Genomic DNA, 12,175 nt, shown 5'->3' with positions numbered 1-12,175 from the left:
GGGGCATAGCGCCGAAAGATGAAGGTTTGGCTCCCGCCCGGCGCCCGGCCGAGCCGGCGGAGGCCGCTAGAGCTGGACCTCCACCCTTCCGTTCACCTCGCGCGCCGGAATGCTTCGCACAGGAGCGGTGATCGGCGCCGTGCGGGGCTCGCCCGTGCGGATATCGACCAGCCCCTGGTGCAGCGGGCACTCCACGCAGCCGTCCTCCACATAGCCGTCCGACAGCCGCGCCTGCCCGTGGGAGCAGAGGTCGTGCAGCGCGAAGACCTGCCCCTCCACCCGGAACAGCGCGACGGGCACGCCGCCCACCACGCAGCCCAGCACCTCGTCCTCGACCACGGCGCCGGCATCCGCCGCGTCATGCCACTCGCTCATCGTGCTTCGGTTCCGTCAGATCGGAAAGGCGAGCAGGGTCTGCACGCGCAGGGTGTCGTAGATGCAGCGCTTCTGGCGGAAGCGCAGGCCCTCTGGGGTGCGCACGACCTGGTCGAGGTAGCGCCCCGCCTGGTAGATCGTGGATTCCCCCTCGATCGAGGTGTTCACCACGACATAGCTGGAGGACACGGAAAAGCTGCCGTCCTCCTCCGCCTTCCACTCCAGCCCGGAGAGCATGTGCCGGTAGACGGGCCTCTCGTAGATATTCGCGTGGCGCAGCGCCAGCACGCGGTCCCGCAACATGCCCGCGTTGTCGCAATACATCACCGGCGCCGGCAGCCCCGCCTCCTCGTTCTCGCGCGAGACGATCTCGTAGAGGCAGTCCTCGACGAAGAAGCCTGGCCACTCCTCGATGCGGTCGTTGTCGATCGCCGACACGTAGCGGTCCTGGAGCGCCATCAGCTCCAGCCGCAGCATCAGATCCTCGCTCACACTCATTCCGCGGCGGCCGCCTGCACGTCGAAGCCCATCAGCTTGCGATACCCCATCCAGAACTGCCGGATCAGCTGCTCGGAGATGAGCGTGTCCCGCCGCTCCGGCGCGTCGCGGGACATCTCGATGACCGAGGACTTGTCGGCATCCCGCAACGTGCCGCGCTGCACCAGCTCCGTCGCCTCCGTGTCCTCCATGGAGATGTATCCGGCCGGGCCCACGAGATTCGCCTGCTTGATCCGCAGCTTCCGCATCTCCGGCGTGTCGTCCTCGTAGCCGAAGAAGTGGAACACCAGCTCGAAGTGGTTCGGACCCTTCGGTAGGATCTGCCGCGCCACCAGCGTGTTGTGGATCTGCTGAATGACCAACTGCGGGAAGATCGGCTGGATCTGGTTCGTCGCGACCTCCTCGTACTCCTTCTCCAGCGCGAGGATCGACTCGTCCTCCAGCCGGAATCCCTCATCGTAGGAGCGGATGCCCTGGCTCTTGTAGTCGGCGGCGTTCTCCTCCTCGTTCTTCATCACGAAAATCACGCTGTGCATGCCGCCCTTCTCGTCCGGCAGGCAGCGCGCCTTCATGCCCACGCGGAAGATGTTGAAGGTGGTGTGGAACAGGTGCAGCAGGCTGGCGTGATAGGGGTCCTTCACGTTCTCGATGTAGAGCTTCCAGTTGCTGTCCGAATACTGCCGGGTGCAGCCGAGATAGACGACGGGCTTGTGGAACACGCGGTCCACATAGGGCCGCATCTGCGGGCCGATATACTCCGCCAGCGGCTCCACCGTGTCACTGAAGGTGGCGAAGACGAGGCCGCGGTAGCTCTCCACCCGAAGCTGGCGCAGGTTGTGCTGCTTCGGGTCGAAGTCCTTCGGCATCCCCGTCGCGTCCTTCTGGCCGCGCCGGAAGGGAACGCCCTGGAGGTTGCCCTTCGCCCCGAAGCTCCACTGGTGATAGACGCAGGAATGCGACAGCGCGTTGCCGCGCGGCAGGCGGCAGACCATCGCGCCGCGATGCGCGCAGCGGTTAACCCAAGCCGCCAGCTCCCCGTCCTCGGCCCGCGTCATCACCACGGGCGTGTCGCCGATGAAGGTGCTCTTGTAGTCGCCGACCTTCGGAATCTCGGCTTCCAGCCCGAGGAAGCTCCAGGTGGGGCCGCGGTAGATCCGCTCCTGCTCCAGCGCGTAGATCTCATCGTCGCTGAACACCTTGTAGGGCACGCGGGAGCCGTCGGCGCGGGGGAAGACGGCCAGGGTCTCTGCCGGCAGGCCGCTCGGAAGGGGATGGTCCATGGGGGCAATCCTCGGGTCACCGGCGCGGAGGGGTCCGCGCCGGCCGCTCTGGCAGAAGCACGCGAGATGCCATTATTCCGCCCGCCACCGGTCCTGACCACCCTTTCCTCCGGTGCGCCCCCTTCAAGCCGGGCGCGGCCCAGCCTTAGATCGTGGGCACCAGGGGAAACGGAGCCACATGCCGACCGCGAGCGACCTGCCCGAGGCCGGGCTAGGCACTATCACCGGCGAGGAGAACGCGCTCGTCCTCGTGCTCCAGCCCGGCGAGGAAAGCCTCGACTGCGGCGGGCTGATCGCCCTCTCCTGCCGGCGCGGGCGCCAGCCCTTCGTCATGGTGCTGCACGACGGCAGCGCCTCCCACCCTCGCTCGAACGCCTGGCCGCCCGAATGCCTCGCGGCGCTGCGCGAGCGGGAAACACGCGAGGCCGTGCGGCGCCTCGGCCTTCGCCCGGAGCGCCTGCTCATGGCCGGCCTCTTCGACGGCCCGACGCCCGGGGAAGGCCCGGTCTTCGAGGCGATCGTCCGCGCCGTCTCCCTCGTCACCTGGGCGCGCGACCTCAACCTCATCCTCGCCCCCTGGCCGGGCGAGGAGGACCCCGCCACCCGCGCTGCGCACCGCATCGCGGCCGAGGTCGCGCGCCGCAACGGCATCGGCCACCTCTCCTATGCCGGCCGCTCCCCGCCCTCCCCGGAGGCCACCGTGGAGGGATGGCGCCTCGACATCGCCCCCTGCCTGGAGACGAAACGCGCGGCTGTCGCGGCCCACGCTTCCCAGACCGGCGGCGTCGTGGGTGGCGGCCCCGCGCCGCGCTTTGACGCCGCCCTGCTTCCGTTCGAGACCCTGCTGCGCCCGCCGCAGGAAGCGAGGAACGGTTAGCCCGCCAGCCGCCCCGCCGCCGCACCCAGGGCGGAGGCGAGCCGCAGCGCCCATTCCTCGATGCCCGCCGCGTCGCCCAGCAGATCCTGGCGCACCTCGATCAGCGCCGCGTCGATTCCCCTGGCATCGCCGTGCACGGGCACGGTGTAGTCGTGCAGGCCGGGCTCGATCCGGTAGGGCTCGTTCTCTCCCACCACCAGGGCGGAGTCGGCGGCGATGGCGGCGGCAAGGGCGCGGCCGAATCCCTCCGCGCCCGCGAAAAGCACCCCCGCGTGCCAGGGCCGGTCCACGCCCTGGAAGCGCGGCGTGAAGCTGTGCACCCCGACCACGATCGTCGCCGCGCCGGCCGCCGCGCGCCGGTCCAGCAGGGCCGTGACAGCGTCGTGGAAGGGGTGGAACCAGGCGCGCTCCCGCGCCGCGCGCTCCTCCGCCCTGATTCCGGCATTGCCGGGGATGATCGTGTCCTCGCTCCGCTCCGGAATGCTCGTCGGCACGCCGGGCGGGCGGTTGAGGTCGATGACCAGTCGTGAGACGGCCGAGAGCAGCAGCGGCGCATCCAGCAGCGCCGAAAGCCGCCGCGCCAGCGCCGCCGCCCCGATGTCCCAGGCAATGTGGCGCGCCAGCTCCGCCTCCGGCAGGCCGAGCGCGCCGTAGCGGGCGGGGATGTGGTTGGAGGCGTGCTCGCAGAGCAGCACGAAGGGCGAGGCGCCCTCCGCGTTCAGCACCGTGACGGGCGCGGGATCGCTCACGGCGCGGTGCTCGGCTTCACCTCGTCCGTCACCACGTTGAAGCCCGCCAGGCGGCAGGAACCGAAGGTGGTGGCGATCGCCACATCCGTTGCGTCGCGCCCGCGCGCCATCAGGATGCGCCCGATCCGCGGCGTGTTGTGCCGCGCGTCGAAGGTGTACCAGTGGCCGCCGAGATAGGCTTCGAACCAGGCCGAGAAATCCATCGCTGCATCCACCGGCGGCACGCCGATATCACCGAGATAGCCGGTGCAGTAGCGGGCCGGGATGTTCATGCAGCGGCACAGCGCGACGGCGAGATGCGCGTAGTCCCGGCACACGCCCACACGGTCGCTGTGGCCGCTGAAGGCGGTGCGGTAGACATCCGCGTGCTCGTAGCCGAAGGCGATGCGGTCATGCGCGTAGTCGCAGATCGCCTGCACCCGCGCCCATCCCGGCTCCACCCCCCCGAAGAGTGACCAGGCGAGGTCCGAGAGCCGGTCCGTCTCGCAGTAGCGGCTGGCCAGCAGGAAGACGAGCGCGTCGTCCGGCAGTTCCTGCACCGGGATTCCCCGCGCTTCCGGCACGACCACGTCGGGCGTGCCGGAATCGAGCACGTCGAAGCGCGTGGAGATCGTCAGCCGCCCGGCCGGCGCGAGCACGCGGTGGCAGATGTTCCCGAAGCCGTCCCGGTACTCGGTGGCACCGATCGGCGGGTCGAAGGTGATCTGGTGCGGCCCGATCACGTCCGCCATGCGGGAGGGATGCACGCTCAGCGCCAGCAGCATGGGCGTCGGCTGCGCGCATTCATAGGTGATATCGTAGCCGGCATGGATCTTCACGGGCGCTGCATCTCCAGGGCGGGTTGGTAGGATGTGGGGGACGGCAAGGGCGCTCAGGCTCCGGACATCGTGGCCAGGAGGCGGGCCTCGGGCACGGCGGGCGCGGGATCGCCACCCTCGGTCACCTCGACGGAGACCTCCATGCCCAGCGCATCGTCCGGAAAGCCCTTCCAGCGGCCGTGCAGCGGCACCGCCTGCGAGGGCTCGCGCGCAACGGCCACGCGGATGAGGTCGCGGTTGCCGAGGATGCCGTTCGTCGGGTCGAACTCCACCCATCCCGCGCCGGGCAGGTAGACGCGCACCCAGGCATGGGTGGAACCGCCGCCCACATGGCTGCCCTCCCGCTCGCCCTGCAGGCCTGGGGAATAGAGGTAGCCGGAGACGAAGCGCGCCGCGAGGCCGAGCGAGCGGACCGCCTCCAGCATGAGAAGCGCGAAGTCCCGGCAGGTGCCGCTGCCCATCTCCAGCGTGCGCCAGGGTTCCTGGATGCCGCGGACGGAGCGGGCGATATAGGTGAAGTCCCGCTTCACCGCCCGTGTCATCGCCTCCAGCAACTCGAGCGTGCCGGTCGGGCCGTCGCGCCGCATGAAGCCGCGCGCCCAGCGGTCCACTACGCGGTCGGGGTCCGGCACGTGCCGCTCGATGGAGCGGGCGAGGTCCGGCATGTCCTCCGATGAGTAGGAGAAAGGCAGGCTGCGCGCGTATTCCTCCAGCCGGTAGTCAAGTGCCTCCACCGGGCTGTGTTCCAGCCGCATCGTGCTGTCGAAGCGCAACTCGCGCGCGCGCGTGTCGAAGCGGGCGACGCCGACGCTATTGCCGAAGACGTCGTGCACCCACCAGAAGTCGGCGGGCTCGGGCAGGATGGCGATCCGCGCCTCCAGCAGCCGCTGGTCGTGCCCGGCGCGCGGCCGCAGCATCATCCGGTGCTCCCCGAAGGAGACGGGCTGGCGGTAGCGGTAGGTCGTGACGTGTCGAACGGTCAGGATCGGCATGGGGGCAGCCCGAAGGTGACGCATCCCGACGCAAAGAACGGGCCGGAGGCGGCGGGAAGGGTTCCCGCCGCCTCCGGCCCGTTCCTCCGGCGGGAGCATTGGGGGCCGTAACGCCGCGGCCGCCCCCTCGTTTCACACGCGGCGCCATTCCAAGCCGCGCTCGGCCTGCCATGATGCGGGAATGCGCCGACGCCCCCTTCTCGCCACCCTCCCAGCCCTCGCCGCCAGTCCCGCCCGGGCGCAGGAGGCCTGGCCCCGCCGCGGCATCACGGTCCTCGTGGGGGTCGCGCCCGGCGGGACTGCCGACCTCGCGGCCCGCCTCCTGGCCACGCACCTGTCCCAGGGCATCGCCGCCGGCCGCCCGGTCGTGGTGGAGAACAAGCCAGGCGCTGCCACCCAGCTGGCCACGGCCGAGCTGGCCCGGAGCGCCCCGGACGGCCACACCCTGCTCGTGGCCGGCGCCCCCTTCGCGATCAACCCCGGCCTCTTCCCCCGCCTGCCCTATGATAGCCGTGCCGAATTCGCCTCCGTGGCCATGCTCGTCCGCAACGGCCTGGTCCTGATGGTGCCCGCCAATTCTCCTGCGCGCGACGTGCCGGGGCTTCTGGCCCTTGCCCGGGCGCGCGGGGCCATCAACTTCGCCTCTGCCGGCAACGGCTCCATGAGCCATCTCGCGATCGAGATCCTCGCCCAGCGCAGCGGCGCGCCGCTCACCCATGTGCCCTACCGCGGCACCGGCCCTGCCCTGCCCGACCTCATCGCCGGGAATGTGGAGGCGATGTTCGACAACCCCTCCTCCGCCCTCCCCCTGGTGCGGGAGGGCAAGCTGCGCGCGCTGGCCTATACCGGCGAGGCCCGCAGCCCTGCCGCCCCGGAGATTCCCACCCTTTCGGAAGCCGCGGGAATGCCGGGGCTGGCGGCGGAGAACTGGTTCGGCCTTTTCGCCCGCGCCGGCACGCCCACGCCGATCCTCGACCGGCTGAACTCCGCCGTCCGCGCTATGCTGGAGCAGCCGTCCATCGCCGAGCGCCTGCGCCGCGACGGCACCGAACCCGCGCCGATGCCGCGCGCCGCTTTCGCCGCCTTCGTCGCGCGGGAGATGGACGACTGGGCGGGCGTGATCCGGGAGCGCGGGATCCAGCCGGGATAGGGGCGGGCGCGCGGCCGCTAGAAAAGCCCCTCTATCCGCCCCTCCGCGTCCAGCCCGATCGTCTCCGCCGCCGGGTGGCGGGGCAGGCCCGGCATGGTCATCACGTCGCCGCAGACCGCCACCACGAAGCCGGCGCCGGCCGAGAGCCGCACCTCCCGCACCGGCAGAACATGGCCGCTCGGCGCGCCCAGCAGCGCGGGGTTGGCGGAGAAGGAGTACTGCGTCTTCGCGATGCAGACGGGCGCGCGGCCGAAGCCCGCCTCCTCGAAGCGCCTGAGCCGCGTGGCGATGGCGGGCGGCAGCGCAACCTCCGCCGCGCCGTAGATCTCGCGCGCGATGGTGCCGATCTTCTCGGCCAGCGGCATCTCGTCGGGATAGAGCGGACGGAACCGCGCGGCGCCTTCCGCGATCAGCCCCTGCACGGCCCGCGCGAGATCGGCCGCGCCCGCCGCGCCGTCCGACCAGTGCGTGCAGAGGATCGCGCGCGTGCCGAGCGCCGCCATCGCCTCCTCCACGGCCGCGATCTCGGCATCGGTGTCGCTCGTGAAGCGGTTCAGCGCGACCACCACGGGCAGGCCGAACTTGCCCATATTCGCCACGTGCCGCTCGAGGTTGGAAAGGCCGCGCCGCACCGCCGCCACGTCCTCGGTGCCGAGCGCCGCCTTGGCCACGCCGCCATGCATCTTCAGCGCGCGCACCGTCGCCACCACCACGCAGGCGGCGGGCGAGAGGCCGGCCATGCGGCACTTGATGTCGAGGAACTTCTCCGCGCCGAGATCCGCGCCGAAGCCCGCCTCCGTCACCACGACATCGGCCAGTCGCAACCCGAGCCGTGTCGCGATCACGCTGTTACAGCCGTGCGCGATGTTCGCGAAGGGCCCGCCATGCACCAGCGCCGGGCTGCCCTCCAGCGTCTGCACGAGGTTGGGCGCCAGCGCGTCGCGCAGCAGCGCCGCCATGGCGCCGTCCGCCTTCAATTCATGCGCGGTCACCGCCCGCCCGTCCCGCGCCTGCCCGATGATGATCCGCCCGAGCCGCGCGCGCAGGTCATCGAGGTTCTTCGCGAGGCAGAAGATCGCCATCACCTCGGACGCCACGGTGATGTCGAACCCGTCCTCCCGCGGGAAGCCGTTAGCGACGCCGCCAAGGCCGAGCGCCGCCAGCCGCAGCGCACGGTCGTTCATGTCGATCGCCCGCCGCCAGGCGATGCGCCGCACGTCGAGGTCGAGCGCATTCCCCCAGTGGATGTGATTGTCGATCATCGCGGAGAGCAGGTTGTTCGCGCTGGTGATCGCGTGGAAGTCGCCGGTGAAATGGAGGTTGATCTCCTCCATCGGCGCCACCTGCGCCCGCCCGCCGCCGGTGGCCCCGCCCTTCACCCCGAAGCAGGGGCCGAGCGAGGGCTCGCGCAATGCAATCATCGTGCGCGTTCCGAGCGCGACGAGCGCGTCGCCCAGCCCAATGGTCGTGGTGGTCTTGCCTTCCCCGGCCGCTGTCGGGCTGATGCCTGTCACCAGCACCAGCGCCCCATCGGGCCGGCCCTCCTGCGCCCGCAGGAAATCGGTGCCGATCTTCGCCTTGTAGCGTCCGTAGGGCTCCAGCGCCTCGGCGGGGATGCCCGCGCGCGCGGCGATCTCGGCAATGGGGCGCAGCGTGGCGGCCCGCGCGATCTCCAGATCCGTGTTCATCCGTTCCCTGCCATCCCGTCCCTCCCGGGTTAAGGCAGGCCCGGCGCCCGGGCAAGCAGGGGGCGCTTGGCCGGGGCCGCAGGGAGGTGCCATGCTGCCCGCAAAACAAGCCAGGGAGTGAAACCAGATGCCCCGCCCCACCCGACGCGCCCTGCTGGCCGTCCCCGCCCTGCTGCTGGCCCCGCCGGCGCGCGCCCAGGCACCGGATTCCTGGCCCACCCGCCCCGTCTCGGTCCTGGTGCCCTTTGTCGCCGGAGGCCCCTCCGACATCGTGGCCCGTGCCGCCGCCAACCGCATGGCGCAGGCCCTGCCCCAGCCGGTTGTCGTCGAGAACCGCCCTGGCGCGAACGGGGAGGTCGCGGCGCGCGTGGTCATGCGGGCAGTGCCGGACGGGCACAGCCTCATGGTCGGCTCCATCGGCGTCTGGGCGATCAACGCGGCGCTGCGCCCGAACCTCGGCTACGATCCGCTGCGCGACTTCACGCCGCTCGTGCTCGCCGTCACCACGCCGAACGTGCTCGTCGTCAACGAGAAGCACCCGGCGCGCGACATGCCCTCGCTCATCGCCTGGCTGAAGGAACGGAACGGCCGCGCCTCCTACTCCACCTCCGGCGTCGGCTCCTCAGACCAGATGACGACGGAACTGTTCAAGCTGCGCACGGGCACGGAGATCACCCACGTGCCCTATACCGGCGGCGCCGCGGCCGCGACCGACCTCATCGCGGGCAACGTGGACATCTCCTTCCAGAACCTCGGCACCGTCGCAGGCCACATTGCCGGCGGGCGGCTGCGTGCGCTGATGGTGACGAGCGACAAGCCGCACCCCGTGCTGCCGGGCGTGCCCACGTCGAAGCAAGCGGGGCTGGAGGATTTCGTCGTCACCTCCTGGCAATCCTTCATGGCGCCGGCCGGCATGCCGCTGCCGCTGCGCGACCGCGTGGCCGGCGCGCTGCGAGACGCGCTGCTCCACCCCGAGGTGCGCCCGCGGCTGGAGGCGATCGGCTTCGACGTCGTGCCCACCACGCCCGAGGACTACGACCGCTTCCACCGCGCCGAGATCGACCGCTGGCGCGAGGTGGTGCGCCGGGCGAACATCACTGCCGGCTGACCCATGACGCTTCATTGATTCAAATCAAGGTGGAACGTTCGGCCGGGGCGTAGCCCGTATCCGGTGGCGGCGACCTGCTGCCCGTGGAAACGAGGATGCTATGACCACACGTATCGGTGCCCTGGCCGCGGCCCTGCTGGCCTGCACCGCGCTGGCTGCCACCCCGGTGGCGGCCCAGGATTTCGGCAGCCAGCCCGTTCGCGGCAAGAGGGCCGGTGACATCGTGCTCGGCGCCGGCCTCATCGGCGTGCTGCCCGAGGGCGGTGGCCGCGTCAGCCTCATCGGCGGTAAGCCGGAGGCGAGCGACACCGTGACGGGCCAGCTCGACCTCACCTACTTCATCATGCCGCAGCTCTCGCTGAACCTCATTGCGGCCACCACGCGCCATGACGTGCACGTCCGCAACAGCGCGCTCGGCGACGTGGACCTTGGCCGCGTCTGGGCCCTGCCACCCACGCTGAACCTCCAGTTCCATCCCTTTCCGGCGGCGCGCTTCAGCCCCTATATCGGCGCGGGCCTGAACTACACGATTTTCTACGGCGAAAGCGGCGCGCGCACCGCGCCCGTGAACAAGGTCGCGATCGACAATGCCTTCGGTTACGGCGTCAACTTCGGCCTCGACGTGGAGGTCTCCCCGCGCTGGCTCGTGAACGTCGACGCGAAGAAGCTCTGGCTGCGCCCCGATGTCAGCGTGAACAGCGGCCTGATCACCGGCCACGCGAACATCGATCCCTGGATCGTCGGCGCCAGCGTCCGCTATCGCTTCTGATCCTGAAGGCCGGAGGGATGCGTCCCCCCGGCCCCTTCGCGTTCAGGCCGCCTTGCGCGCGGCGCCCAATTCCTCCAGCGCCTCCCCCATCGCGCGCAAGGCCACCCGCATGTCGTCGGCCGTCACGGCGCCGATGCAGCCGATGCGGATCGTCGGCGACTGCGTCGTGAAGAAGTTGCTGATCATCACCCCGCGTCCCTTCAGCGCCTCCACGAAACCCTGCAGCGTGAAGCCCGGCGTCTCCGGCTGGTGCAGCGTCAGGATGATCGGCCCCTGGTGCTCGGCGTCGAGATACGGCACCAGCCCCAACGCCTCCGCTCCCGCGCGCAGCACGCGCATGTTCCCGGCATAGCGCGCGAGCCGCGCGGCCTGCCCGCCCTCCTTCTCGTAAAGGTCGAGCGCGACGGCGAAGGCGTGCAGCGCCTGCACCGGCGGGGTGAAGCGGAAAGAACCCCAGCCCGAGCGCTCCGCGTGCTTCAGCACGTCGCCGAGGTCGAAGCACCAGGATCCCGCCTGGCCTGCCTGCCCGCGCGTCCGGTCCATGGGGCAGACGGCGAAGCCGATTCCGGGCATCCCCTCCAGGCATTTGTTGGAGGTGAACAGCACCGCGTCGCATTCCGGCTGCGACTTCAGGTCGAAGGGCAGCGCGCCGAAGGCCGAGACGGCGTCCAGGATTAGTCGCCGCCCCGCCGCGCGCACGGCGGCGCCCACCGCCGCGGGGTCGTTGACGATGCCGCTGCCCGTCTCGGAATAGACCATGCAGACGTGGGAGATCGTCTCGTCCGCCGCCAGAGCCGCTGCCACCTCCTCGGCGCGTACGCCGCGCGTGTCGGGCACCGGCAGTGCCACCGGCTCGCGCCCGGCCTCGCGCGCGAGGCGCATCATGCGGTCGGCATAGGTGCCGTTGCTTGGCACGAGGATTCGCCCACCAATGGGCACGAAGGTGCGGATCGCGGCCTCCACGAGGAAGTGCCCCGCGCCCTGCAGCGGCAGGGTCGCGTGCACGCCGGGCAGGCCGCCCGCGATGTCGCGCACGCGGTCACGGATGCCGGCGTACTCCGGCCCGAAGTCGCGGTCCCAGGGAGCGATATCGACCGCCATGGCCGCCCTCGTTTCTGGGCGGGTCTGCACGGGGCCGGGAGTGAGGAAAATCATGCCGGTGGCCTTGGGCGTTGAAGGGGTGCGCGAGCCAAGCTGCACCCGCGCACCGCGGCGGGACAACCCGCCCCCGTCACATTGTCCGTCGATTCCTTAGGCGGTGAGCGCCCCGCGCAACTCCCGCACCAGCTTGCGCCGGATCGCCTCCGTGAATTCGGCATAGTCGCGGCATTCCATGACGAAGGAACCGGGCCCGCCGATCACCTCCGCGGCGTAGTAGGCGGGCAGGTCCGGCTCCTCGTTCACCACGGCCAGCCCGTTCACCGTCACTCCCGCCCGCACCGCGGCGTCCCGCACGGGGGCGGAGGGGATGCCGGCATTCCCCGCCCCGTCCCCGGAAACGTCGATCACCAGCCGCGCCGCCTGCCCCGGAAATTCCGCCAGCAGGGCGAGCGCCGCCCTCATCGCCTCCCCGAGCGCCGTCGCCCCTGGCGGCACGAGCCGCGGCACGGCGTCCAGCGCCTCTGCCAGCGCCGCCGCCCCGGAATCATCGGCCACCAGCATCCATGGCACGGCCACCTCCTGCGTCACGGACCACAGGATCACGGAGACCACGGCCGCCCCGCGCGGTCCGCCCGTGGCCGCCGCGGCCACCAGCGGATCCCGGAAGGCCTCGGCCAGCCCGACCATCATCAGCCCGAACTCGTCGTGATCGACGGAGGAGGAGGCGTCCACCGCCAGGCACAGCGCGATGTCCACGTCCCGCATCCGCC

General features: G+C 71.0%; 13 protein-coding genes. 4 read left to right on the top strand and 9 right to left on the bottom strand.

The annotated features are described in order from the left end of the window. Window positions 1-66 precede the first annotated feature (66 nt). From andAb to andAc, 3 genes are read right to left on the bottom strand one after another with little or no spacing between them, the layout of a single operon-like run. Window positions 67-375, bottom strand: a complete 309-nt coding sequence (gene andAb / locus BO39_RS05075; protein ID WP_043830660.1) for an anthranilate 1,2-dioxygenase ferredoxin subunit AndAb — start codon at window positions 373-375, stop codon at window positions 67-69. A gap of 15 nt (window positions 376-390) precedes the next feature. Then, window positions 391-867, bottom strand: coding sequence for an anthranilate 1,2-dioxygenase small subunit AndAd (andAd, locus tag BO39_RS05070; RefSeq protein WP_043830658.1), 477 nt, complete (start codon window positions 865-867; stop codon window positions 391-393). 2 nt (window positions 868-869) lie between these two features. After that, window positions 870-2,153: an anthranilate 1,2-dioxygenase large subunit AndAc gene (gene andAc, locus BO39_RS05065; protein WP_043830656.1), complete on the bottom strand. Its 1,284-nt coding sequence runs from the start codon at window positions 2,151-2,153 to the stop codon at window positions 870-872. Window positions 2,154-2,331: 178 nt separating this feature from the next. On the opposite strand from andAc, the gene BO39_RS29660 reads away from it, so the two are divergent. Continuing rightward, window positions 2,332-3,030: a PIG-L deacetylase family protein gene (locus BO39_RS29660; protein ID WP_052401536.1), complete on the top strand. Its 699-nt coding sequence runs from the start codon at window positions 2,332-2,334 to the stop codon at window positions 3,028-3,030. Here the strand turns inward: BO39_RS29660 and BO39_RS05055 are convergent. Genes BO39_RS05055 through BO39_RS05045 form a run of 3 tightly spaced genes read right to left on the bottom strand, consistent with a single transcriptional unit; the run spans window position 3,027 to window position 5,589 of the window. Next, window positions 3,027-3,779: an N-formylglutamate amidohydrolase gene (locus BO39_RS05055; protein WP_043830654.1), complete on the bottom strand. Its 753-nt coding sequence runs from the start codon at window positions 3,777-3,779 to the stop codon at window positions 3,027-3,029. The two genes, BO39_RS29660 and BO39_RS05055, sit on opposite strands and share 4 nt — an antisense overlap. Continuing rightward, window positions 3,776-4,597 carry a transglutaminase domain-containing protein gene (locus tag BO39_RS05050; RefSeq protein ID WP_043830651.1) on the bottom strand — a complete coding sequence of 274 codons (822 nt, stop codon included), beginning with the start codon at window positions 4,595-4,597 and terminating at the stop codon, window positions 3,776-3,778. Before BO39_RS05050 ends, BO39_RS05055 begins: the two co-directional genes overlap by 4 nt. A gap of 53 nt (window positions 4,598-4,650) precedes the next feature. Beyond that, window positions 4,651-5,589 (bottom strand): transglutaminase family protein, encoded by a 939-nt coding sequence (locus BO39_RS05045; RefSeq protein WP_084697857.1) that lies wholly within the window; start codon window positions 5,587-5,589, stop codon window positions 4,651-4,653. A gap of 181 nt (window positions 5,590-5,770) precedes the next feature. On the opposite strand from BO39_RS05045, the gene BO39_RS05040 reads away from it, so the two are divergent. Further along, window positions 5,771-6,739 (top strand): Bug family tripartite tricarboxylate transporter substrate binding protein, encoded by a 969-nt coding sequence (locus BO39_RS05040; RefSeq protein WP_043830650.1) that lies wholly within the window; start codon window positions 5,771-5,773, stop codon window positions 6,737-6,739. Between the two features lie 17 nt (window positions 6,740-6,756). Here BO39_RS05040 and BO39_RS05035 read toward each other — a convergent pair whose 3' ends face one another. After that, window positions 6,757-8,427, bottom strand: a complete 1,671-nt coding sequence (locus tag BO39_RS05035; protein WP_043830649.1) for a formate--tetrahydrofolate ligase — start codon at window positions 8,425-8,427, stop codon at window positions 6,757-6,759. 127 nt (window positions 8,428-8,554) lie between these two features. Between BO39_RS05035 and BO39_RS05030 the strand changes: the two genes are divergently transcribed. Together BO39_RS05030 and BO39_RS05025 are read left to right on the top strand one after the other, a co-directional pair. Beyond that, a complete protein-coding gene (locus BO39_RS05030) occupies window positions 8,555-9,535 on the top strand; it encodes a Bug family tripartite tricarboxylate transporter substrate binding protein (RefSeq protein ID WP_043830647.1) in 981 nt (326 codons plus the stop codon). A gap of 100 nt (window positions 9,536-9,635) precedes the next feature. Next, window positions 9,636-10,304 carry an OmpW/AlkL family protein gene (locus tag BO39_RS05025; protein WP_043830645.1) on the top strand — a complete coding sequence of 223 codons (669 nt, stop codon included), beginning with the start codon at window positions 9,636-9,638 and terminating at the stop codon, window positions 10,302-10,304. Between the two features lie 42 nt (window positions 10,305-10,346). Here the strand turns inward: BO39_RS05025 and BO39_RS05020 are convergent, their stop codons facing one another. Together BO39_RS05020 and BO39_RS05015 are read right to left on the bottom strand one after the other, a co-directional pair. Next, complete coding sequence (locus tag BO39_RS05020; protein ID WP_043830930.1) at window positions 10,347-11,459, bottom strand: 2-aminoethylphosphonate--pyruvate transaminase; 1,113 nt, start codon at window positions 11,457-11,459, stop codon at window positions 10,347-10,349. 96 nt (window positions 11,460-11,555) lie between these two features. Continuing rightward, window positions 11,556-12,170, bottom strand: coding sequence for a DUF1194 domain-containing protein (locus BO39_RS05015; RefSeq protein WP_043830643.1), 615 nt, complete (start codon window positions 12,168-12,170; stop codon window positions 11,556-11,558). Between the last annotated feature and the right edge of the window lie 5 nt (window positions 12,171-12,175).

This window comes from Roseomonas aerilata DSM 19363 (genome assembly GCF_000711725.1).
In the GTDB taxonomy this organism is placed as follows: domain Bacteria; phylum Pseudomonadota; class Alphaproteobacteria; order Acetobacterales; family Acetobacteraceae; genus Roseomonas; species Roseomonas aerilata.
The sequence above is the reverse complement of the archived record's forward strand: the minus strand, read 5'-3'. Positions and strand labels throughout refer to the sequence as shown.

Excerpts from the sequence above, each read along its gene's own strand:
- andAb (WP_043830660.1), bottom strand. The coding sequence starts at position 375 with ATGAGCGAGTGGCATGACGCGGCGGATGCCGGCGCCGTGGTCGAGGAC.
- andAc (WP_043830656.1), bottom strand. The coding sequence starts at position 2,153 with ATGGACCATCCCCTTCCGAGCGGCCTGCCGGCAGAGACCCTGGCCGTC.
- BO39_RS29660 (WP_052401536.1), top strand. The coding sequence starts at position 2,332 with ATGCCGACCGCGAGCGACCTGCCCGAGGCCGGGCTAGGCACTATCACC.
- BO39_RS05045 (WP_084697857.1), bottom strand. The coding sequence starts at position 5,589 with ATGCCGATCCTGACCGTTCGACACGTCACGACCTACCGCTACCGCCAG.
- BO39_RS05040 (WP_043830650.1), top strand. The coding sequence starts at position 5,771 with ATGCGCCGACGCCCCCTTCTCGCCACCCTCCCAGCCCTCGCCGCCAGT.
- BO39_RS05035 (WP_043830649.1), bottom strand. The coding sequence starts at position 8,427 with ATGAACACGGATCTGGAGATCGCGCGGGCCGCCACGCTGCGCCCCATT.
- BO39_RS05030 (WP_043830647.1), top strand. The coding sequence starts at position 8,555 with ATGCCCCGCCCCACCCGACGCGCCCTGCTGGCCGTCCCCGCCCTGCTG.
- BO39_RS05025 (WP_043830645.1), top strand. The coding sequence starts at position 9,636 with ATGACCACACGTATCGGTGCCCTGGCCGCGGCCCTGCTGGCCTGCACC.
- BO39_RS05020 (WP_043830930.1), bottom strand. The coding sequence starts at position 11,459 with ATGATTTTCCTCACTCCCGGCCCCGTGCAGACCCGCCCAGAAACGAGG.
- BO39_RS05015 (WP_043830643.1), bottom strand. The coding sequence starts at position 12,170 with ATGCGGGACGTGGACATCGCGCTGTGCCTGGCGGTGGACGCCTCCTCC.